The organism is Paenibacillus contaminans, from assembly GCF_003285015.1.
Taxonomy (GTDB): Bacteria; Bacillota; Bacilli; order Paenibacillales; family NBRC-103111; genus Paenibacillus_V; species Paenibacillus_V contaminans.
Window position 1 is genome coordinate 98,869 of record NZ_QMFB01000018.1, and the last position, 21,222, is coordinate 120,090.

At 50.1% G+C, this 21,222-nt stretch carries 23 protein-coding genes; 7 read left to right on the top strand and 16 right to left on the bottom strand.

Annotated elements, in window-relative coordinates; translation table 11 throughout:
- Window positions 1-2: 2 nt before the first annotated feature.
- The 10 genes from DQG23_RS26615 to DQG23_RS26660 form a co-directional block, all read right to left on the bottom strand.
- Window positions 3-1,157, bottom strand: coding sequence for a hypothetical protein (locus DQG23_RS26615; RefSeq protein WP_113034072.1), 1,155 nt, complete (start codon window positions 1,155-1,157; stop codon window positions 3-5).
- A gap of 253 nt (window positions 1,158-1,410) precedes the next feature.
- Complete coding sequence (locus DQG23_RS26620; protein WP_113034073.1) at window positions 1,411-1,962, bottom strand: nucleoside/nucleotide kinase family protein; 552 nt, start codon at window positions 1,960-1,962, stop codon at window positions 1,411-1,413.
- A 45-nt stretch (window positions 1,963-2,007) separates the two neighbouring features.
- Window positions 2,008-2,502, bottom strand: coding sequence for an NUDIX domain-containing protein (locus DQG23_RS26625; protein WP_158560707.1), 495 nt, complete (start codon window positions 2,500-2,502; stop codon window positions 2,008-2,010).
- 125 nt (window positions 2,503-2,627) lie between these two features.
- Window positions 2,628-2,744 carry an aminoglycoside 6-adenylyltransferase gene (locus tag DQG23_RS26630; protein WP_113034075.1) on the bottom strand — a complete coding sequence of 39 codons (117 nt, stop codon included), beginning with the start codon at window positions 2,742-2,744 and terminating at the stop codon, window positions 2,628-2,630.
- A gap of 13 nt (window positions 2,745-2,757) precedes the next feature.
- A complete protein-coding gene (locus DQG23_RS26635; protein ID WP_113034076.1) occupies window positions 2,758-3,495 on the bottom strand; it encodes a class I SAM-dependent methyltransferase in 738 nt (245 codons plus the stop codon).
- 345 nt (window positions 3,496-3,840) lie between these two features.
- On the bottom strand, window positions 3,841-4,347 hold the full coding sequence (locus DQG23_RS26640) for a hypothetical protein (RefSeq protein ID WP_113034077.1): 507 nt from the start codon (window positions 4,345-4,347) through the stop codon (window positions 3,841-3,843).
- Window positions 4,348-4,572: 225 nt separating this feature from the next.
- A complete protein-coding gene (dnaN, locus tag DQG23_RS26645; RefSeq protein ID WP_113034078.1) occupies window positions 4,573-5,697 on the bottom strand; it encodes a DNA polymerase III subunit beta in 1,125 nt (374 codons plus the stop codon).
- 21 nt (window positions 5,698-5,718) lie between these two features.
- Window positions 5,719-5,958, bottom strand: a complete 240-nt coding sequence (locus DQG23_RS26650) for a ribbon-helix-helix domain-containing protein (protein ID WP_113034079.1) — start codon at window positions 5,956-5,958, stop codon at window positions 5,719-5,721.
- Window positions 5,959-6,125: 167 nt separating this feature from the next.
- Window positions 6,126-6,743 carry a bis(5'-nucleosyl)-tetraphosphatase (symmetrical) YqeK gene (gene yqeK, locus DQG23_RS26655; protein WP_113034080.1) on the bottom strand — a complete coding sequence of 206 codons (618 nt, stop codon included), beginning with the start codon at window positions 6,741-6,743 and terminating at the stop codon, window positions 6,126-6,128.
- Window positions 6,744-6,778: 35 nt separating this feature from the next.
- Window positions 6,779-7,237 carry an NUDIX hydrolase gene (locus DQG23_RS26660; RefSeq protein ID WP_113034081.1) on the bottom strand — a complete coding sequence of 153 codons (459 nt, stop codon included), beginning with the start codon at window positions 7,235-7,237 and terminating at the stop codon, window positions 6,779-6,781.
- A gap of 262 nt (window positions 7,238-7,499) precedes the next feature.
- Here DQG23_RS26660 and lepB point away from each other — a divergent pair, with 262 nt between their 5' ends.
- Both lepB and DQG23_RS26670 read left to right on the top strand, forming a co-directional pair.
- Entirely contained in the window at window positions 7,500-8,006 is a 507-nt protein-coding gene (lepB, locus tag DQG23_RS26665; protein WP_113034082.1) for a signal peptidase I, read from the top strand.
- A 104-nt stretch (window positions 8,007-8,110) separates the two neighbouring features.
- Window positions 8,111-9,574 (top strand): hypothetical protein, encoded by a 1,464-nt coding sequence (locus DQG23_RS26670; protein WP_238178040.1) that lies wholly within the window; start codon window positions 8,111-8,113, stop codon window positions 9,572-9,574.
- A gap of 698 nt (window positions 9,575-10,272) precedes the next feature.
- On the opposite strand, the gene DQG23_RS26675 is transcribed toward DQG23_RS26670, so the two are convergent.
- Window positions 10,273-11,019 (bottom strand): sugar phosphate isomerase/epimerase family protein, encoded by a 747-nt coding sequence (locus DQG23_RS26675; protein ID WP_113034083.1) that lies wholly within the window; start codon window positions 11,017-11,019, stop codon window positions 10,273-10,275.
- Between the two features lie 205 nt (window positions 11,020-11,224).
- Between DQG23_RS26675 and DQG23_RS26680 the strand changes: the two genes are divergently transcribed.
- The 5 genes from DQG23_RS26680 (at window position 11,225) to DQG23_RS26700 (ending at window position 17,955) form a co-directional block, all read left to right on the top strand.
- Complete coding sequence (locus DQG23_RS26680) at window positions 11,225-12,763, top strand: ABC transporter substrate-binding protein (protein ID WP_113034084.1); 1,539 nt, start codon at window positions 11,225-11,227, stop codon at window positions 12,761-12,763.
- Window positions 12,764-12,801: 38 nt separating this feature from the next.
- Complete coding sequence (locus DQG23_RS26685; RefSeq protein ID WP_238178041.1) at window positions 12,802-13,743, top strand: ABC transporter permease; 942 nt, start codon at window positions 12,802-12,804, stop codon at window positions 13,741-13,743.
- A 17-nt stretch (window positions 13,744-13,760) separates the two neighbouring features.
- Window positions 13,761-14,648 (top strand): carbohydrate ABC transporter permease, encoded by an 888-nt coding sequence (locus tag DQG23_RS26690; RefSeq protein WP_113034085.1) that lies wholly within the window; start codon window positions 13,761-13,763, stop codon window positions 14,646-14,648.
- A gap of 86 nt (window positions 14,649-14,734) precedes the next feature.
- A complete protein-coding gene (locus tag DQG23_RS26695; RefSeq protein ID WP_158560708.1) occupies window positions 14,735-16,399 on the top strand; it encodes a sensor histidine kinase in 1,665 nt (554 codons plus the stop codon).
- Window positions 16,396-17,955: a response regulator transcription factor gene (locus DQG23_RS26700; protein WP_113034087.1), complete on the top strand. Its 1,560-nt coding sequence runs from the start codon at window positions 16,396-16,398 to the stop codon at window positions 17,953-17,955. Before DQG23_RS26695 ends, DQG23_RS26700 begins: the two co-directional genes overlap by 4 nt.
- Before the next feature lie 37 nt (window positions 17,956-17,992).
- On the opposite strand, the gene DQG23_RS26705 is transcribed toward DQG23_RS26700, so the two are convergent.
- The 5 genes from DQG23_RS26705 to DQG23_RS26725 all read right to left on the bottom strand — a co-directional run bounded on the left by DQG23_RS26705 (window position 17,993) and on the right by DQG23_RS26725 (window position 21,180).
- Window positions 17,993-18,160 carry a helix-turn-helix domain-containing protein gene (locus tag DQG23_RS26705; RefSeq protein WP_272949071.1) on the bottom strand — a complete coding sequence of 56 codons (168 nt, stop codon included), beginning with the start codon at window positions 18,158-18,160 and terminating at the stop codon, window positions 17,993-17,995.
- A 3-nt stretch (window positions 18,161-18,163) separates the two neighbouring features.
- Window positions 18,164-18,343 carry an AraC family transcriptional regulator gene (locus DQG23_RS26710; protein WP_158560709.1) on the bottom strand — a complete coding sequence of 60 codons (180 nt, stop codon included), beginning with the start codon at window positions 18,341-18,343 and terminating at the stop codon, window positions 18,164-18,166.
- 137 nt (window positions 18,344-18,480) lie between these two features.
- Window positions 18,481-19,896, bottom strand: a complete 1,416-nt coding sequence (locus DQG23_RS26715; RefSeq protein ID WP_238178042.1) for a serine hydrolase domain-containing protein — start codon at window positions 19,894-19,896, stop codon at window positions 18,481-18,483.
- 52 nt (window positions 19,897-19,948) lie between these two features.
- On the bottom strand, window positions 19,949-20,317 hold the full coding sequence (locus DQG23_RS26720) for a RidA family protein (RefSeq protein ID WP_238178043.1): 369 nt from the start codon (window positions 20,315-20,317) through the stop codon (window positions 19,949-19,951).
- A 44-nt stretch (window positions 20,318-20,361) separates the two neighbouring features.
- Entirely contained in the window at window positions 20,362-21,180 is an 819-nt protein-coding gene (locus DQG23_RS26725) for a creatininase family protein (protein WP_113034091.1), read from the bottom strand.
- Window positions 21,181-21,222 lie beyond the last annotated feature (42 nt).

Consider the following 21,222-nt stretch of genomic DNA (forward strand, 5'->3'; position numbering starts at 1 on the left):
CTTTATCCCTCCGTGCAGTCGTATCGGATTTGAAGAGCGGGCGTATCGAGCTTTTGGCCATGAAATAAAGAATCCATCGCGGCGCAGATCATCCCGGTAGTCAAAAGCGTGCGCTCCATCGGAAACGGCGGTTTGCCCGTTATGATGAACGCTTCGATCAAACGCGTCAATCGTTCGAAGTGCGCGAACGGCCGCTCCAAATCGCTGTCGCAGCGGGCGGCGATCACCTTGCCGTCCTTACAGCGGAATGCGAAGCCCCATTGCTCGACTAGCCTTTTGAATTGGAGGATAAAACCTTTCGTACCGTCCGCGTATTCGAGGACAAACAGCGCCGGATCCGGCTCCAGCACTCTCGGATGAGCGGCAGGCAGACCGGGGAAAGCGGCCATGGCATGGAGCAGCAAATCCTCCGGCCACACTCCGCGATCCATAACGGCCCACGCTTCCCCTCCCGCGCCGTCGATCAGTTGTACGCTGCGTATCCCGGTTTCGCCGCCATCTCTTCGCTCGGCCAGCGACTGGAGCACTTCCATTGCATGAAACCCGTAGCTTTCGAGTCCTCCGGAGCTGATGACGAGAACGTCCCGAAGCGATGTCAAATGCCTAGGATCGAAGGCCGGCACATGGTCGCAATGCGGGATCGACGAGCCGCCCATAAAAGGAATGCCGCGGATCTTCATTTGCTCGTACATCCATAAGGCGTCGTCGAAACCATGAGCCAAATGTTTGTCCGAAAAAATCGGTACAGCCAAACCGAGCTCGTCGAGCGCCGAAATCGTTTCCGCGAGAAAACGTCTTCGCGGGTATTCGATCTGCCCCTTTTCATTCGTCGGGTAATCCCCGTGTTCGCCTATGATGATAACCCCGTCGACAGGTCCGCCGGCATGCGCGGCACGTATCGCATCGCCGATCGTCGGACTAATGGTTATGCCGTGCCGCGCCGCCGCTTCCCTGCTCATATCGTTCGCCGGCACCTGATCCGTGAAAATGGATACGACCTCGACCGAGGGCCGGTATTGAAAATCACCAAGCAGCCGACCCAATATAACGTCGGCGTGGGAATTGAAGCGGTATTCCGTGACGATCACGGCCACCCGCTTCGCTTTTGCACTGCGTTCGGTTTCCGGCTCGCGGTACGCAGCATTCTTTTCAACCATATGGCGCCTATCTCTCCTCTCGCAGCAAGTCCGTCATGGAAAGCTTAACGTTAAGATGAGTCTATCCGCGCGCCTTGGGATAGTCAACGATATTTTTCATATATGTGACTGATTTTCCTATATGTGACAAAAATGATGAATGCCTATGTAACAAATTTTTGTATACGGACAGATCAGAGGGGTTGATGGGGAATGGAATGAAGAAGCCTATGATTCCAAATTTGCGCTTCGATATAAGGGCCGCCTGAAACTATCACAAGCCTCTATTTCTTATCTCTTCTGTTATCCTATCGGCAATAAATGCAGCAGGCAATGAACCGTCAATAATCATATCCGAATTCGGCTTGACCGTCCTTTCCATCTCCAAGTACGCCGCCCTTCCTCGGGATAAATAGTTATTTAAATCACTCCGCAAATCGTCGAACGAATTAGTATCTCCCCTAAGTATTCGCCTCCCCATTGCGATATCCAGAGGGGTATCCAAATATACGGCAAAATCGATATACCCTCGCATACCATTGTTCAAATAAGCAAAAGGATAATCAAGCAAAATATAGTCAAAACATTCATTTCGGTCATTTAGGTGGAACTGAATGTCTTTAATAATCGGAGCCAGATTCCATTCATTGTAATCCGCTCCTTTCTCAACCCATTCACATATGTCGTCCGGACACCCCGGTAATTCATAGTCATCAAAATACAGAGCCTTCGCGTTATTTAACTTGCCGATCAACTCGTTCGTTACCGTGGTCTTTCCGCCTCCGGAAACAGCTGCAATAGAGATCACTCGCGGTTTTCGCTTCATCCTTGAACCTCCATGAAATGTACTTCAGCACACGCAGCAGCGCGATTATCCTTCAATGAGAATCGGCGTTATCAGGCTTCCTTTACTATCGAGCCACTGCGCCAAAACATTCCTTGTCGGAGCGCCCATTATAAAGTGAATGTCATTTTCCGGATGCAAGTCGTAATCCGTTATTTCATGCAGAGGAATCCAGGCGATTCCGATTTGATGCACATCCGGGGTCGACCCAACCTTAGCTTCGCTGTCTGTGATCATGCCGCACAAAAATGTGAAATCAATTTGATGCACGTCCTGCTCTACTTCAGGAAACATCGAATCTCTCACAGCTATATACTCATTAATAAATAGCAATTCCTTGATTTCCACTTCCAAGCTTACTTCCTCGAATACTTCTCTTACAAGCGCTTGCCGGATGCTTTCACCATGATTTTGCCCGCCGCCGGGGAGAACGTAAAATTCGCCTTGGACTCCAGTCCTCCTCAGTACGAGTAACCACTCGTCCTTAATGATCACTGCTCTTGCCGCCGTCCGAATGGCCATAGTTGCACCTCCCATGATCTTACATCCTGTCTTTAACACAAAAGGCCGCCGATCCGATACGGCAGCCTTCTATTCGTAATATTACCATTCACACCGATAGATTTCAAAATATTTCCTTCTCATCCTTAGGTAATTTCCTGACGCTTTCGAGTCCTCGAGCCGTTCATATAAACCGCCCGGGTTTGTTCATCCCTCTCGGCCAAACCAAGCATTAAATCGAACATTTCTTTTTCCGTTCTAATGGCTGCTCACCCTTTATACGTTTTTGACCGCTGCGATCAGCAGAAAAATCGGACGGCGGGGCTCGTCTTTCATTTCGGGAATTTGCTCGAGCATTTCTTGTGTCGGCTTAGGCTCGACGAGATTCGTAATCGTGAAGCCCGACTCGATAAGCGAATTTACATGGGTAGCCATCGTTCGATGATATTTGGTGACATCGTTCACGAGAAATTTCGTATGGCGCGGACCTTCATTTTGGTAGTCGTCGACCGGCCAATGCAGCCTTTCGCCTTGCGGTCCGTAATACCAGTCTTGAGCGGCAAGCGCTGTAAAAATCGGATGCTCGACCGAAAACACGAAGGCTCCTCCCGGCACGAGGCAATGATGGATTTTTCTGCAAACGTCGTCGAAACGCTCGACATAGTGAAGAGCCAGCGAGCTTATGACTACGTCGAACTCCCCTTCCGGATAGTCGATGTCTTCGATAGCAAGCCGGCGGTATTCGATCGCGGGATCGTCGGTGTTCGCTCTTGCGCGTGCCAGCATATTTTCGGAAAGATCTATGCCGACCACCGAGCGTGCTTGCTGCTCTCGCGCATAACGGCAGTGCCAGCCGAAGCCGCAGCCGAGATCCAGTACCTTTTTACCGTTCAGCTCCGGAAACAATGCGCGAAAAGCCGGCCATTCCCCCGCAGCCTGCAGCCCATTGACCGAACGGGGCATTTCGCTATATTTTTCGAAAAAGCCGGGATCGTCATATTTGTTCTGTTTCATTTCATTGAAGCCTCCTAATCGTCGATAGCCTACTACTTTTTTATTTTACCCGAATCGGCGAGACTTTACCTGAGATAGAACGATTAGAAATTGAAGTATCCTGTAAAACCGATTAGTCGGTTGGTAATGTCGGCAGCTTAAGAAGGACCGCGTAATGAATCAGTTTCCGCTGCTTTTTCTTTATGGTATCTGTCTAGCGCTTCTTTGACTAAATCACGCCTAGGTAGCTTTGAGTTAATCCTAAGAAGCATGACAATGATGATTAACAGTAAGACAACGATCAGGAGTTGCATGTATACCTCCACCGTTCCTAATAAAATTGTTCTGCTATCGTCCGCTCATAGATCAGCGTACTAGCTCAAATTTTGCCTTGTTTGTTTCGACTTCAATATGTTTTTCGGCTTCCCCTTCATACACTTTGATTCTCGCAACTGCCGAAACTTCATAGAAACCCGGCTTCTCAAGTTTATACACGTACTGTTCTGTAATCGCTCCATTTCCTTGAAACGTACGAAATATCCCTACATCATCCATACTAAATGTATTAACGCCCTTGCCGTCGCTGTCTTTAATTGCGAAAAAAAAGACACCACCCCCATGCAGTACGCGGATGTCAGTATCGGATAAGTTTTTAAGAGTCGCCTCAACAGTGAACTCTTCTTTGGATTTTAGTTGACTAGGGACAGATATACTTGCTGTAAAAAGTTCATTGGGGCGAGCAGGAACGGCTGCGTTAACCGGCTGATCGGGAGGAACAGGGGGATTTAAAGGTTTTTGTTCTTCGGATTGTGATGATTGACTACATGCTACTACGACAAGCAAGGTAAGGAATATAATAATTGCTTTTATCAAAAAAACACCTCCCAAGAAACAAACGTAAGTAATTGGGGTTTTGTTACAAATAAATCGTGCCGATTCGTTAACACAGAAGGAGACAGCCGCTCAATTGAACGACTGCCTCCTCATTTTATATTCGTGCCAAAATGTTGTCTTTCGATTGTCGCGTCTCCCGGCGCACGATAAAGAGTTACACAATGCTCGTATTAACAATCCCACATAAAAATAGATAGTAGATTTTCAGGAAGAAACAGTCCTAATTGGCGTAATGATATATAAATCGTTCTGTCTGTCAAACGGCTGAATGATGATGGGTTTATCTTTGCCTGTGAATTTGAGCTGCGTATACTTGCTGTCTATAGCTCGCATTATTTCTCTCATATACTTGCCATTGAAAGATACTGTCATAGGCTCTAATAGTGTTTCTTCAAAAGGAATAAATTCCGTAACATCGCCGATATCTTCGGATCGGGCAAACAATTCGATACCTGTCAATGATATTCGGAGGCCGACAACGTTTGCTTCTCCGGACAGTAATGAGACCCGTTCAACAGCATGAAGGAATTGAGGCGTGTCTAAAGTTATTTCTGAATGGAAACGATTTGGAGTCAATTTGTCGATGGAAGGATACGTCCCTCTAATCAATGAAGAGTGCATAGTGAAGTTGTCCGTCGTAAATCGTATCCCGTTATCCCCCAGTGCAACCTCCGTAACCCCTGATCCGTCAGAAATCATTTTTGAGTAATCATATAAATGCTTTGCAGGAATAACTGTCGGCGGGAATATTGCCGTTTGCGAGGCGTTAACGTTCCGCGTACGTGAGGCCAAACAGATACCGTCGGTTGCCGCAAGTTTGAGATTGGGGCCGTCCGTTTGGAACAAAACGCCCGTTAGCATTAATCGGGACTCCGAAGAAGAAGCGGCAAAAGATACTTGCTTCACCATTCTCTTGAAACAATCGCTATCGATATGAATTCCGGCTTTGTTCTCGATAGCACCCGTTTCCGGAAACTCTTCAGCATTCATTGCGGAAAGCCGATAAACGGTTCTTCCTGATCTTATGCAAATTTGTCGATTTCCGATCTCTTCGATAGTTACAAACTCATCTGGTATAATACGGACGATATCCATAAAATAGCGAGCGGGAACAACAATATTTCCGGTCTTTTCAATTGCTAGATTATCTCCATCGGCAGCTGCTTTATACTGTAGTGTCATCGCAATATTACTTGCCGTCAGCGTTAGTTCCGTTTCGCCGGCTTGCACGTTTACCCCCGAAAGAACGGGGATTACGGGTTTGGCCGATAAACCGGCAGCTATATGCTGCATGGCGCTAACTAAGACCTGCCGCTTCAACTTAACCAACAATGATCTCACCCGTCCCGGCTACTTTTTTGCCATAAATGATTCTATCATGTCACGTATGATTTCTGACCTGGAGCGGCCTGATTCGGTGCAGCGCATTTCAAGCTCGTCCCATATTTCTTCCGTAAGGGTTAGCGAAACCTTTTTTGTTTGCCCGATACCTTTTCGTCCGGCGCCTTGACGTGGTCCTCCCCGTGAAAACATAATAGACAACTGTCCTTCTTGATCAGGAACCCCGAGTTTAAGATTGTTTTTGGTCATGAAATCACTCTCGTTTTTTTGAATTAAGTTACTTTATTCAATATGCTGCAATATAATTTTAACATGAACTTAAATCAATTGGCAATGTATGGCGATCAAAAGAAAAAGGAGCTGCTGTGATAGCAAACTCCTCTGAAAATCGGCCGTATTACCGGGATATATTCGGTTCAACAATTCGCAAGCAATTCTTCTCTCGCCTCAATAAGCCACGGATGCACCAGCTTCAATTTATCTCTTTGCTCCCAAACATGATTCAAGTAAACCAATACAGCTCCGTCCAAATCAAGCCGTTCGAGTCTTGCTTTCATCTCCTCTTGAAACGGATGCTCGCCGGGGAGGTTCCACGATATTTTGTCGGCGGCAAATAATACTTTATCCAATCGGCTTGCCCTAGCTTTGAGGGTCGTATGGCACTCAATTGCGCTTAAAACAGCTAAATTCGAACAGCCGAATACTTTATTCGCCATATCTTTTGAAAGCTTCTGATGAAGAATGCGAGGATAGCGAAATTCTTCTTCCATGACGGTTATCGATTGATTTTCGGCAAGAGTCATCATCATGGTTTTCGGAATAACGTTGCTAACGTCATGGAGTAACGCAGCCGTCCTTGCGAGCTCCGGATCAACATCGAACAAACGCGCTATTCGTACCGCTTCATCGGCAACCGAGACGGTGTGCTCGTAAGTTTCATGCTCATGATGATAGGTCAAGAAACGCTCGATGTCTTTTGGCAGCTCCCCTGTAAAAACAATTCCGTCTATAAATTGCCCATAGCTTGTATTCAAACGTCTCTCTCCCCTATCCCAAGTCGGCTATCGCTCTAATAAAACTCCAATAGTTTTTTATCAATCTCATCAATATGCCCGATATCCTCGACCGTATCCCAAAATACGATTTGCTCAGCCTCATCATTAGCTTGAAACGGCGAAATCGCTTGAAGACTGCCGCTAAACAAGGCTCCGTATTCGATTCTGTCATCAGGCTTCAGTTGAAACTTCATGAGTCCCTTGAACTCTAGCAGCTGTACGGACTGATTCGTTTCCTCCAACAGCTCCCGAACTGCACATTCTCGCGGCGTTTCGCCTTCATCGATAATGCCGCCGGGCAGCTCCCAGTGTTTTTTCCACTTATTAAACATCAAAAGGTACTTACCTTCGTATCGTATCACGAGCAAAGCGTGCGTCAGGGGTGCCTCCAATACCATATCGGCTATCTCCGCCTCGTCGATCTCAATAAATTCGAGAAAAATATGACCTCTACCATTCGTTAGGATAGCCATCTTCCACCCCTCCCTTCATTCCTATTTTGGTAGATTATACAACAATTCGATCCCAAATAGTGGAATATTATGACAACCGGATCATAATCCTTCTGCTAACACACGCCAAAACAACTGCCCCCAACACCTCTGCCTGCTTGGCCGCTCTTTTCTTCCAACATCTGACGACTCTCGTTCCATACTGAAAGACATGCGCAACCTTTTCCTTTTACGGAGCGTATACAACTCTAATCGGATATTTTTTATGAACAGGAGGCATATTTTGAAAAAAATATTGCGCGAATGGTTGCCTAGCTTGCTGATCGCGGTAGTCGTTTCTTTGTTTCTTAAGGCGTATGTCGCAGAAGCGATGGCCGTACCTACCGAATCGATGGTTCCGACGATCCATGTGCATGACCGAATTATTGTTGAAAAAATAACGGGATCCGAAAGTCTGAAAGTCGAGGACATCGTTGTCTTTTATCCCCCTGACCCTAGTGTTGAACATAAACGGTATGTCAAAAGGCTGATCGGATTGCCGGGAGACACGATCCAAATCCGGGAAGGGACGCTTTACAGAAACGGGGAAAAGATAACCGAGCGTTATACGAAAGAACCGATGCGGTACGACTTCGGTCCGGTCACGGTCCCTCGGGACAAGTACTTTTTTCTAGGCGATAACAGGAACGAAAGCTTCGACTCCCATTTATGGGTAACCCCATTCGTTGAGAAAGACAAAATCATCGGCAAAGTGATCTGGCAAATACCCGTTCATAAAATCGTGAAATAACCCGCTTCTTATCGCTTATTTTCCGGCCATTATTTTCTAGATTGCGAAACATTCTCCTACGGGGTGCGTCTATTGTACCGAAATCATTTTTCGGAAATCAGGTGATGACTTTGAGTTTTTCCGCCAAAAAGTGGACGCTCGCAATGACTTTGCTTTTCTTCCTGCTGGTATCCGTCGTGCCGATGCAGGCTGCGGCAAGCAGCTCCGTCAAAGCGACGATCCCTCCGTTTCCCTTAAAAATCAACGGCCAGGAAATGGATCTGCTTCACAGCAAGTACCCGTTTTTGTTCTATAAGGACATTACTTACCTGCCGCTGACCTGGAACAATCTCCAAGCACTCGGCATTGAGTCTCAATGGAGCGAAGCGGAAGGGCTGATCATTTGGGCGAACCGGAATTATCCCGTGCCTATCCGCGAAACGCCGCCCGAGCAGGATCTGACGGATGCCAAGCGCAAATCCGGTACGTTTTCCGCCCTGCTATCCGACGGACCGATCACGATGAACGCGATCTCGATAAAAAACGCATCCGAGCCGTATCCGTTTTTGTCCTACCAGGACGTTACTTATATGCCGCTGACCTGGCGGTTCGTCCATGATATTTTGCAGATCGACATCCGCTGGAGCGAGAAGGACGGCTTGCATCTGATCGGCGGCCAGAACGTCTTCGGTTCCCTGCTCGGCGATGACGATCAGTCCTTATACTTCTACTCCATGCTGTCGGCGGACCCGGCCAAGTCGGTGATCAAGATGAACAAGTCTTCCTATGCGCTTGAATGGAAGGGCCGTGAAGATCTGGATAAGCTGCTTGGCAGTCGGTCCGAGTCTACGACACCCCCTCCGTTAGGCGGAAAACCGGTGGAGCTTCAGCGCAAGGACCGGGATTTGTACTACGGCGACCTCAAAATATACACGTTAACGGATTCCGACGTGTGGGAAGCCGCCGATTTCGGACCGCCTGTTCACACCTACACCGAGTATAGTGCGGGCGATCAAGGGGTAATCATTTCGATCAACCTGCGGCTGCCTTTGCCGGTAATCGGGCCGAATTACGGATCAACCTATAACATATGGGTCAAAGACGGCAAAGCGACCATACTGAAAGATTTCCGCAACAAGCTGGACCGGGTCATTCCGAATCCCGACGGCACCGTGTGGATCGCTGCCGCCAGACTGCCGGGCCGCAATATGTACATCCCGGGAACCGCCATTCTCGGCCTGATCGACCGGGAAGGCAATATTCGCACGGTTAATGAACAGCTTGACGAAGCGGATGTATTGGCATTGGGGCTGACCAATCCCGCATTACCAAATCCGGCGGCGGAAGACGGCAGTCTCTACGCCGTGTTTCTCGGCCGTAAAAAGGATTTCTCGGAACAAGACAGCGCCGGACTCTATAAGCTGAACACGAAGCTCGAAGCCGTCCGCCTTTCCGATTATGCGAATGGGGAATTTTATTTGGATAAGAACAGAACGATCTATATCCAGCATGCCAACAACACGATCGAGAACTGGACCGCCGGCGAAACCCGCTCCTGGTTCGATTACGAGCTTGCCCGAATGGAATAAAACGTCCGTCCTTCATCCCGGAAAATGAACGGATTACTCGCCCCGCCCCTCCCCGCTGGACGCAGCGTAGCGGGGGGGCAAGCGCAACGTCCGCACCGCGCGCGCCTCCCGGCGCGCGGTGCCATCGCGGCACGCGGTGCTCGGTCACACGTCGGCGGTCGGATTGCAAGTCCACGAAGGGGCTATCTCAAACGCCTCGTTCAAAGTGAGTCATTCCAAAAGATGTGCAAAGACGCCTCCAAAACCACTGTAATAGGTAATAGTGGGGATGGAAGCGTCTTTTTCATGCAATGTTCGTATCTATGTGGGAGATTCAAAATGCGAAATGGAAAACCTCCAGCTATTTTTCGTAATATTGCTTGATTCGCAGATCTTAATGGAAAATCTGCAGCTAATTCTAACGGAATCTCCCAAATACGAAGAAATGCAGAAAATTACCTGGAACTTTTCCAGTTAAATGTCTTTTTCTCGCCTTTTAACCGAAAATAGTTGCATGTTTTCCAGTTAACGCTCGTTCGCGTCGTTCTCCCCGCATAGATTTATTTTGTATGCTGCAGGTAAACGAACTTACGCTAGCGGGATGCACGGATTCCGTAGCTAGCCTAACAACATTGGGGTTGACGATCCGTCAATCATTAGTCTGGAAAACTCCGCTTGCAAACTGAGGCAGTCCACCGCTTCCCCTTGCCGCCCTGCGTCTACAGCAGCGCCTTCACATTGTCGAGCGACAGCTTCACGCTTTCGTAGCCGTCGATCTTAATCCGATCCTGCTCGACAACAACCCATTCATAACCCGCAGCCTTAGCCTTCGCTACAATGCCGGCCAGATCGAGGATGCCCGTCCCCAGCTCGGTCATTTCCTTCTCTTCTTTATTCACCATATCCTTCAGATGTACCGTCTTGCAGCGCGTGCCGAAGTCGTCCATGATACGAACCGGCTCGCGTCCGGCATGCGTCGTCCAGAACATGTCGATCTCGAAATTCAATTCCCCTTCGGTTGTCGACTCTCTCAGCGTCTCCAGAATCGGCTTGTCTCCGAAGTCGTTGATAAACTCGTGGTAATGGTTGTGGTACAACAGATCCATGCCGGCTGCTTTAATCTTCGGTCCGATCTCCTTCGCGATTCCGATCAACGTTTGCACATGTTCTTCCGATTTCATCTCATAATAAGGAATGACGATATAGGAAGAACCGATGACTTGGTTGTACGCAATCACGTTATCCAAATCGCCGAGCAGCTCCTCGATCCGCGTATGGCTGCCCATTGCGGTCAGCTGCAGGCTGTCCAGCGTCGCTTTCAAATCTGCGGCGGACATATTCGCAAAGCCTGCAAACTCGACGCCGTCGTACCCGGCCTCGCGCACCTTCCGCAGCTTCGCTGCGAAATCTTCCTTATCGTAGTCGCGCAGCGTATACAGTTGTAAGGCTACTTTTAAATTCGTCATGTGTTATCGCCTCATTCTTTGATGTATGGTTTAACCTGAAGTGCAGCACATATCATAGCATAATCCAATCGCCTACGAACCTCGAAAGGCGGTCCAAAACGATAACAAGTCATTTTTCTGATGGGATAAGACATTATTTTTACAGAAATCAGTTCGCCTAATTTGCTAAGATAGGTCCAGATCAATTTGAGGAGGGTCACTATACATGAAAAAAGTGTTGTCAGGCTTACTGGTTGCAGCAATGGGCGGCGTGCTGGTTACGGGCTGCGGAAGCTCGGATAATAAAGGGGCGAGCAACAGTCCGACTCCAGCGGGAACTGAAACCGCTTCCGGAGACTTGAGAGAGAAAGAGCTTGTCAAACTTGATGTCGCGATGATGAGCACGAATAAAGACGACAAAGAAGAAGTTACGAAAGCGATTAACGAAATCACGAGAAAAAAGCTGAACGTTGAAGTGAATCTGACGTTCATCGCTTACGGCAACTACGTTCAACAAACGACGATGATGCTGTCTTCCGGCAAAGGCGTTGACCTGCTGCCCGTCTATATGACACCGCTTGCTACGATGGCGAACAACGGGCAAATTCTCCCGCTTACGAAACTGTTGGACAAGTACGGCAAAGACCTTGTGAAAGCAATTGGCCCTGAGTATATTGAAAGCGGTCGCATCGGCGACGATATTTACGGCATTACGACAGGCCGCGATCTGGCCAAAGCCTATGGCTTTGAAATGAGAAAGGACCTCGCGGACAAATACAATATCGACTATAAGAACATCAAAACGCTCGATCAACTGGAAGAAGCGCTTACGACTATTCACAAGAACGAGCCGAACATCATCCCGGTCGTTCCTTCCAACGGCGAGCTTGTGCGCAACTGGGGCTGGGATACGCTGGGCGACGACATCACGAACCTCGGCGTCCTGATGGATTTCGGCAAGGAACTGAAAGTCGTCAACTTGTACGAAACGGAATTTTACAAAGCATTCATCACGCGCATGAACAAATGGTATAAGAACGGGCTGATCATGAAGGATGCGATCAACAATACCGAAAATGCCGGCCAGATGATGAAAGCGGGCAAGGCATTCGGCGGATTCGTCAACCTGAAGCCAGGCTTCGACGTTCAGGAAACAAGAAACAACGGCATCGAAATCGTCACTTCGGAAATCGTTCCGGCTTATAAAACGACGTCCGACGTGCAAATGGCGACCTGGGCGATCAGCAACGGCACCAAAAATCCGGACGCAGCGATGAAACTGCTGAATCTCATGTACACGGACCCGGAATTGGTCAACCTGATGATCTACGGCATCAAGGACAAGCACTATGTGGAAACAGGCGACGCCGCTAACGGACAGAAGATCATCGACTATCCGAAAGGGCTCGACGGCAACAACACCGGTTACAGACCTAGCAGCGGCTGGCTGTGGCCGAACCAAACGATCGGTCATGTATGGAACGGCAACCCGGCCAACTATTGGGAAGTGCAAACCGAGTTTAATAAAACCGCCCGTCCTTCGGCCGCATACGGCTTTACATTCGATTCTAGCCGTGTGCGCAACCAAATGACGGCAACGACGAACGTTGTAGCAAAATACCATAAAGCGCTGATGAACGGCATGCTTGATCCGGAAACGACGCTGCCGGTGTTCCAGAAGGAACTGAAGGCTGCGGGTATCGACGACATTATCGCCGCCAAGCAGTCAGACCTTGACAAGTGGGCTGCGACGCATAAGAAGTAATCGGATGCGACCTTGCATCATGGGGAAGGTGAACGTCAATGAGCGTCGCGTTAAAGGCGAACAGATCTAAGCACAAACATAACTATAAACGCTTTATCCCTTTGTACCTGATGATGCTTCCGGGTCTGCTCTATTTGCTGATCAACAACTACGTGCCTATGGGCGGGATTATCATCGCCTTCAAGCACGTGAACTGGAACAAAGGCATTATCGACAGCCCATTCGCAGGCTTGAGCAATTTCGAGTACCTGTTCAAGACGAAGGAAGCATGGATTATCACCCGCAACACGATTGCTTATAACGTGGTCTTTATCATTCTGGGGACGGTCATTGCAGTCGCAGTGGCCATCCTCCTGAATGAAATTCGCTCGAAGTTTTGGAAGAAGATCTACCAAACGATTATCCTGCTGCCGTATTTGATCTCTATGGTCATTGTGAGCTATTTGGTGTTCGCCATGTTCAGCTCTGAATACGGATTTGTCAATCACAGCATTCTCAAACCGCTGGGACTGGGCGATGTGACTTGGTATACCGAGCCGAAATATTGGCCGTATATTTTGACCGCCGTGCATATTTGGAAAACGTTCGGATACAGCTGTATCATCTACTATGCGACGCTGGTCGGCATTGACCGCGGTTATTACGAAGCGGCCGTCATTGACGGCGCGAACCGCTGGCAGCAGATCATTCACATTACGCTGCCGGGACTCAAGGCCACGATGATCACGCTCGTCTTGCTTGCCATCGGCACGATCTTCTATTCCGACTTCGGCTTGTTCTATCAGGTTCCGATGGATTCCGGTCCGCTGTACGATGTAACCAACACGATTGACACCTATGTATATCGCGGCCTGATCAAGCTGAACGATGTAGGCATGTCCTCTGCCGCAGGCGTTTACCAATCTTTAGTCGGCTTTATCCTGGTGTTTATCGCCAACCGGATTGTGATCAAGTTCAGTAAAGAGAACGCCCTATTCTAAGGAAAGGAGAGTCGGCAATGGTCGAGAATGGTAAAGCGTTTCCGATTATGGCGAACGCCATCATGTTCGCTTTGATGATCTTCTGCTTGTTCCCGTTTGCGCTGCTTGTCGTTTCCTCCTTTACGGACGAGGGCACGCTCATTCGCAATGGCTACTCGCTGTTCCCGGAGAAATTCGGCACGGACAGTTATGCTTACATGTTTAAGAAAATGGAAACGATCGCGCGAGCCTACTCCGTTACGGTTTTCGTATCGGTGGTCGGTACGCTGAGCAGCATGATCCTGACGGTCCTGCTTGCTTATCCCTTGTCCAGAAGAGATTTACCGCATCGGGGGACATTCGCTTTTTTCGTCTTCTTCACGATGCTGTTCAACGGCGGTCTGGTCCCCACTTACATTATGTGGACCCGGTATCTGAACATCGATAATACAATCTGGGCGCTCATCGTGCCGGCATTGCTGCTGAATGCATTCTATGTCATAATGATGCGTACGTACTTTATGACTAGCATCCCGGACGAAGTGATCGAGGCCGGACGAATAGACGGTGCGGGCGAATTGCGCATCCTGTTCAGCGTCGTTCTCCCGATGTCGCTGCCGATGGTCGCCACCCTGTCCTTACTGATCGGCTTGAACTACTGGAATGACTGGAGGAACGGGCTTTATTACTTGACGGACCCCAGCTTGTTCAGCGTTCAGAACATGCTCAACACGATGCTTCAGGACGTCCGCTTCCTAGCCAGCGGCGCAGCCGGCAGCAATGCCAGCGAAATCGCGGCCACTATGCCAAGCGTGGGCATCAAAATGGCGATTGCGGTTATCGGCGCCTTGCCGGTCTTGATCGTCTATCCTTTTTTCCAGAAATATTTTGTGAAAGGCATTACCGTTGGAGCAGTAAAAGGGTAAGCATAAATGCCAGCATGGAGAAGCTCTCCGTGGTGGCCTTTTGCTATAGCGGTTGCCAATTATTTGCAGCGCAGGTGATCGACAACATGAAAAGAAAAGTCAGCGTCTCCTTCAAAATGAACGTATTCCGCAACCTGCTGTTGATCACGCTTCCGCTGATCGGCTTGCTGTCCGCCTATAACATCTATTCCTACTACACGTTTAACGCCAAGTTCGTGGAATCCAATCAGCAGTCTCTTGCGTTGTACGCGCGGAATATGCAGATCGACTTGAATGCGCTGGATACGCTTCTGGCGCATATCGCCTTGAATAATGATAACTTCCATCTGCTGAACAACCCGGTCGACCCGTTGCAGGCGCATGTCGCTTCGCACGAAATGATGATCCAGCTCAGTGCGGCGCTGAACTCCTACAAAGCGGCTGACGCTTTTTTTGTATACAGCACGATCAATAATACGTACCGCGATATTTTTAAGGAAGGGTATTCCTATGAGTGGAAAGAAGCGATCCGGAATCAAGTGCGCCAACTGGCGGAAACGCGCGAAAATTTTTACTACAGCGGCTGGATGACGTACGAGGTGCAAGGCAAATATTACTTATTCCGGCTGCTCGGCAAAAATGGCACGTACGCGGCAGTCATGGTCGACTTCGCGCAAATGTATACGCTCGACCTGGTGCACGAAGGCGTCGAGGTCATCTATGCCACGCAAGATCGGGTTGCGCTGACGAACCGGCAATTTGTCGAGGAAAACAACTTGTGGACCAACGATCACTATACGGTCGTCGGCGCTCCGATTGCCAACAGCGAAATTCAACTGATGTTTGCCGTGCCTAAGCCCGGTGTTTTCAAAGGCGGATTCGCCATTTTATTCACCCTCTCCCTGCTGACCGTCCTGCTCGTTCTGATCCGTCTCGTCCTGTTGAACCGTTCCGTGCTGTCGCCGTGGCAGCGCCTGGTTCTCCGAATCGGCAGAGGCTCCGAGCCGCAGCAGCTCGAGGAATATCGGATCGAAGAGTTTAAGCGGGTGGATGCGGCTTTTACCCAAATGTCGAATGAAATCAATCAGCTGAAAATCGTCGCTTACGAGCAAGAGATCAGGCGGCAAAAAGCGGAGCTGCAGCATTTGCAGCTGCAAATTCGCCCGCATTTTTTTCTGAACTGCTTGAAGAGCTTATACGGAATGGCGCAGCAGCAAAGCTTCGAGCGTATTCAGCAAATGATTCTCGCCATCTCCAATCATCTGCGCTACAATTTCAAGGATAATTTGCAGCTTGTCTCGTTTCGCCAGGAAATGGACCACGTTCAAAACTATATGCGCATCCAGCATATCGCTCATCATATCCCGCCTCTATGCGAATGGCAGGTCGACCCGGCGCTGATGGACTTCGCCCTGCCGCCGCTGTCGATCCAAACCTTCGTGGAGAACAGCGTCAAATATGCGACGAAGCCGCAAGAGCAGCTGCTGATCCGGATCAAAGCCGCTTTGTTGGAAAGCGATGACGGGAGCTATGCGGATATTACGATTCAGGATAACGGCAGCGGGTTCGACCCTTCGATCTTGGAGGAGCTGAACTGCGGCGATTCCACGATCTACACCGATATTCATGTCGGCTTGAGCAATGTGCGTCACCGGTTGTTTATGCTGTATGGAGAGAAGGCTTGGCTAGCTTTTTTTAATAATGATGAAGGGGCGGTCGCGGAAATCATTTTGCCGATTTCTTCAAAGCTGAAGGGGGAGGAAAACGAATGAACGTTCTGGTCGTGGACGATCAATATGATGTGGTGCAGGGCGTGAAAGCCGGCGTAGACTGGCAGGCGCTGCGGATCGAGAGTGTCTATCACGCCTACAGCGCGGACGAAGCGAGAATGCTGCTTGGGGAGAAAGACATTCATATTCTGCTGTGCGACATCGAGATGCCGATGGAAACCGGGCTGGAATTGTTCAAATGGGTGCGGGAGGCTTACCCGGCCTTGCAGTGCATCTTCCTGTCCGCCCACTCCGAATTCGAGTACGCCCAGGAAGCGCTGCAGCTCGGCTGCTTCGACTACATTTTGCAACCGGCCAGCTACGAGGCGATCCAGGCGTCGATTGAGCGCGCCATCCACAAAATCCATGCTAACGCCCAGATGCGGCAGCTCTCCGAATACGGAGCGTATTGGCGGGAGAACAAAGATTATCTGCTGGAAAACTGCATCCGCAGCTTCCTCGCCGATTCCGGGCAGCATCATGAGCAATTGCTGCGGGACTTGAACAATCTGGACATCCGCGTAACGCCGCATACCTGGTTTCGCTCCGTGCTCATTCAGCTGACGAAGCCAAGCGATCAAGCAGGCAAAGAGGAATTGAAGCAGGAATTGGCGCATTTTACAGCGCCGTACCGATTGCAATCGCTGTTGGTCCAGCTTGACGGCTTCAATTATTTGGCGCTTTTGTACACGGAGAGCACGTTCGGCGCTCCCGTAGAGCGTATCATGAATCAGCTGATGGCTGCCGTTCAGAATAAGCTTGCCTGTTTGATCGCTTGCTACGTGTCGGACATCGGACAAGCCCCTATGCTGAAGCAGCATTATCAAGCGCTCTGCCGGATGCGCCAGCACAATGTGGCTTTATACAGCAAAGTGTTCACGATGCAGCATATGAATCAGCTGAAGGAAAGCGCATACTCGATTCCGGATATGCAAAATTGGGCCATACTCATCGCCCATGGCAGCAGCAAAACCGTGCGTAACGAAATTCACCGTTACCTGCAGCAGCAGAAGCAGCTCGGCGTGATGACCGCCGAATTTCTTGCCCGTTTTCACCAGGACTTCATCCAGGTGTTCATGACGGCGACCAAACAGCTGGAGCTGAACGCCAGCGAAATTTTCTTCGAACGATACGGCTACGCCGACTATATTCAGGCTTATACTTCGCTTGACAAGATGCTCGATCTGGTCGATTTCGTGTTGAATTACGCGGAAGAAAACGCCGCAGGCGCGCATCAAGTCCAGGATTCCGTCGCGCGCGCCATCGCCTATATCAACCAGAACATTGAGAAAAACTGCAGCCGGGCTGAAATCGCCGAAGCCATCTATATCAACCCGGAATATTTGTCTCGGCTGTTCAAGAAAGTCAAAGGCGTCTCTCTTAACGACTATATCGCGATGCAGAAGATGGAAATCGCCAAGTCGCTGCTGACGAACACGAGCATCCCCGTCCATCTGATCGCTTCCAAGGTCGGCTACTCCAACTTCTCGTATTTCTCGCAGGTGTTCAAAAAATATTGCGGTCTCGCTCCGTTGGAGTATCGCCAGCAGAAGGGCTGATTGTTTGGGGGTATTTGGCCCGGCTCCCTCAAGGGCACTACCCGCCGCTTTGCCGCCAGTCGCTGCGGTATTTGCCGGGAGGAACCCCTGTCATTTGCTTGAACACGCGCGTAAAATTTTGCATGCTGGCATAACGCAGCCGCTCGGTAATTTCCTTGATCGACATTTCGGAACTGTCGAGGAGCCATTCCTTCGCCTTCGAAATCCGCTAATCAATGACATAATCGACGAAGGTCATGCCGGTCTCTTCCTTGAAGAAGCGGCTGAGCTGATACGGGGACAGCCGGAGCTGGGCGGCCGCCTGCTGCGTCGACAGGTCGGTTTCGTAGTTCTCGTAAATGTACTCGATCGCCTGACGGATCAAGCCGTGCTTCTGCGAACCTTCCAATTGCCCGAGATGCCCGCGCAGCGTCGGGAAAAATTCGCTCCGGAACCAGTCCTTCAGTTCCGCGAGCGATTCGGCGGACGTCCCTCAACATCCACCTATTAATATTTTCACTTCCCGAAATGCCTGTGTAGCTTCATTTACTCCACCTTCATAAGCTGCCGGGAGCTGTTGGACATCCACACCCGAACCACTTCCCCCTGCGCGTTCCGGATAAATCGGAATAACGCTTCTTCGTCATCCAGCGCAAGCAGGAACAAATCCCGTTCCGTCACCGGCTGCAATATCACGTTTTGCCCCTGGCAGACCAAGACCAGCTTCCCCTCCATCGCCGCAAAGACGATATTTTGGCCTTCATAAGACGAGTAGCGGCCTGTATAGCCATTAAGATCGTCCCTCTTCATCTCGTAGCCCGCTCTGCGGATGATTCGGGCATCGGGCGAAAGACCTTGAGCAAGATTCAATGCCCGATACAGTACGGCCGAAATCGGAACCTCCGCCAGATTGGAGAGCACAATGCCCGTTATCCCTTTCTCCGGAATGAAACACATTCGTGATGAAACGGCCTTTAATCCCCCCCCGTGTTCGATCAACGTCGGCCCTCGGTCGCCTTTCGTAATATGAAATCCATAGCCATAAAATTTGCCGGGAGCGATTTGAATGTGCGGCGTCAGCATCTGCCGCACGCTATTTTCTTGCAGCACCAGGCGATTGCCTACCCTGCCGTAATTTCGATAAATCTCCAGGTACTTCATCATATCTCTGGCGGTAGAGCGCAAAAATCCGGTTCCCAGCAGCGCCGGCGCCTCCCACCAACCGGGCGCAGGGTAGGTGGTCTTATGTCCGTCTTCCGCTTTGCGAGCAGCATAGGGCATCGTCAATTGCCAGGCCGGCAGCTTATCCAGGTCGAACGAGGTTGCTTCCATCTCCGCCGGCTGCAAAATCTCCCGCCCCACATACTCCGCAAACTGCACGCCGCTAACCCGTTCCACAATCGCCCCCAGCAGGCCATAGCAATCGTTGCAATAACTGAACTGCGTGCCCGGCGGCCCGAGCAATTCATAATCGCAGTCAGCCATAAACGCCATGAGCTGCTCATACGAATCGATCGGGCCATGCTTCAATAGGGGTGCAGCAGCCGTATACGAATAATCCTTCGTGGATGGGTCCGCATCCAGGGAGCGTTTCATCGCGTAAAATAAAGTAGGCAGCGGCGGGATCCCCGTCGAATGCGTCATAAAATGATGAATGCGAATTTGCTCCGTCCAGGCCTGATTCGGGGTTGCGAATTCCGGCAAATAACGGTTGACCGGATCGTCGACAGACAATTTCCCCTGTTCCTGCAGCTTCATCACTGCCGCGCAAGTAAACGATTTGGTAAGGGAAGCGATGCCGAATACGGTGTCCATGCTGACTGGCAATTTATCCTCCCGATTCCGGCAACCGTAACCTCGGGCATGAACCATCTGCCCATGCTCGGCCACAGCCAGCGCCATTCCCGGAATGACGTGCTTGCTCATGAAGGAACTTACGAATGCATTCATCGTCTCGCTCAAATTTGGATTCCCCCATTCTATACGGCGACAGCGATTTTCAAGCCTTTTCCTCTCATCCCTGCCTGCGAACGGCAAACGCATCGATTTCAACAAGAAGCTCATAATTCAAGTCGCAATAAATCGTCGTTCGCGCCGGGTATGGCGCTGAAAAAAACGTCCCGTATACCTCATTAAACTTCTGATACAGACCGCGATCGGATAAATATACGTTCACTTTCACAATGGAATCCAGGTCCAGTCCGCTTTCCGCCAAAATAGCCCGGATGTTCTCCATCGTCGCTATGGTTTGGGTTTCTATGTCGGGTCCGACAATCTCCCCCGTCGAAGCATCCAGACCTCCTTGGCCGGACACATAGATACAGCCATCCGTTTCGAACGAGCGGGATGCCGGCAATTCGGTAAACACGGTTTGATCTTTCAATGAAACCGTTCCTCCTTTCTCTTTCATTTCTTCGTTACTACTAATCAAGCATAAGCTCTGGTGTTTCCACTCTTCGCCCTTGATGCAAAGCTTCCATGTTCATCCATCGTCTGCACGGTTGTTACCAGCCACTCCGCAACACACTTCGTGATCGCATCCAAATAGATACGGCCCGCCGCTGCTGTCGCCCGGTATGGAGCATCGGTATATCCGTCCAGGCCGGTCAGCTCTCCGTGCTTCCCTATAAACGTGCCGGGGGTCCCACCGTGAATCCATTCCCGGATCGGATGGTCCGTTTCCAAACGGTCGGTTCTTACCAGTTCTGGCCGAAGCGCCAAAATGGCCGAGGTTTCAAAGCCGCCCGCATGTCCGGGAACCAGCCCTGTATCGGACGCTTGCAGCGTATCCAGCACAGAGCCGGACACGCTCCAGTAAGAGGCGCATGCTCCCCATATCCGGTGCTTGACAACCAGATCATTTATCGTCTGAAGCATCATCGGAGCGTTGCCGCCGTGCGCGTTCACAAAAATAATTTTTTGGAAGCCGTCCGTCACCAAGCTTTCCCCGACATCCCGCAGTACCTGCAAATAGGTTGCCGAAGTAAAGGAGAGCGTGCCGCCGAAGGAAAGGTGATGCTCCGAACAGCCGATTGTCAGGACCGGTGCCATCAGAATATCTGCCATATCAGCCGCTTGACGAACGGCGCCGGAAACCACATGCTCGCAAATCAGGCTGTCCGTATACACAGGCAAGTGCGGACCGTGCTGCTCTGTCGCGGCAAGCGGGACCACAACGGCACACCCGGCCTTCGCCCTCTGTGAAATATCTTCCCGTGTTAAATGATGCATATGGATTTCAGTCATAGCTGTATCCCCCAGTCGCTACCGATATCAGTCAAAGATTGA

Excerpts from the sequence above, each read along its gene's own strand:
- DQG23_RS26615 (WP_113034072.1), bottom strand. The coding sequence starts at position 1,157 with ATGGTTGAAAAGAATGCTGCGTACCGCGAGCCGGAAACCGAACGCAGT.
- DQG23_RS26620 (WP_113034073.1), bottom strand. The coding sequence starts at position 1,962 with ATGAAGCGAAAACCGCGAGTGATCTCTATTGCAGCTGTTTCCGGAGGC.
- DQG23_RS26625 (WP_158560707.1), bottom strand. The coding sequence starts at position 2,502 with ATGGCCATTCGGACGGCGGCAAGAGCAGTGATCATTAAGGACGAGTGG.
- DQG23_RS26635 (WP_113034076.1), bottom strand. The coding sequence starts at position 3,495 with ATGAAACAGAACAAATATGACGATCCCGGCTTTTTCGAAAAATATAGC.
- DQG23_RS26650 (WP_113034079.1), bottom strand. The coding sequence starts at position 5,958 with ATGACCAAAAACAATCTTAAACTCGGGGTTCCTGATCAAGAAGGACAG.
- DQG23_RS26660 (WP_113034081.1), bottom strand. The coding sequence starts at position 7,237 with ATGGCTATCCTAACGAATGGTAGAGGTCATATTTTTCTCGAATTTATT.
- DQG23_RS26670 (WP_238178040.1), top strand. The coding sequence starts at position 8,111 with ATGACTTTGAGTTTTTCCGCCAAAAAGTGGACGCTCGCAATGACTTTG.
- DQG23_RS26675 (WP_113034083.1), bottom strand. The coding sequence starts at position 11,019 with ATGACGAATTTAAAAGTAGCCTTACAACTGTATACGCTGCGCGACTAC.
- DQG23_RS26680 (WP_113034084.1), top strand. The coding sequence starts at position 11,225 with ATGAAAAAAGTGTTGTCAGGCTTACTGGTTGCAGCAATGGGCGGCGTG.
- DQG23_RS26685 (WP_238178041.1), top strand. The coding sequence starts at position 12,802 with ATGAGCGTCGCGTTAAAGGCGAACAGATCTAAGCACAAACATAACTAT.
- DQG23_RS26690 (WP_113034085.1), top strand. The coding sequence starts at position 13,761 with ATGGTCGAGAATGGTAAAGCGTTTCCGATTATGGCGAACGCCATCATG.
- DQG23_RS26695 (WP_158560708.1), top strand. The coding sequence starts at position 14,735 with ATGAAAAGAAAAGTCAGCGTCTCCTTCAAAATGAACGTATTCCGCAAC.
- DQG23_RS26700 (WP_113034087.1), top strand. The coding sequence starts at position 16,396 with ATGAACGTTCTGGTCGTGGACGATCAATATGATGTGGTGCAGGGCGTG.
- DQG23_RS26725 (WP_113034091.1), bottom strand. The coding sequence starts at position 21,180 with ATGACTGAAATCCATATGCATCATTTAACACGGGAAGATATTTCACAG.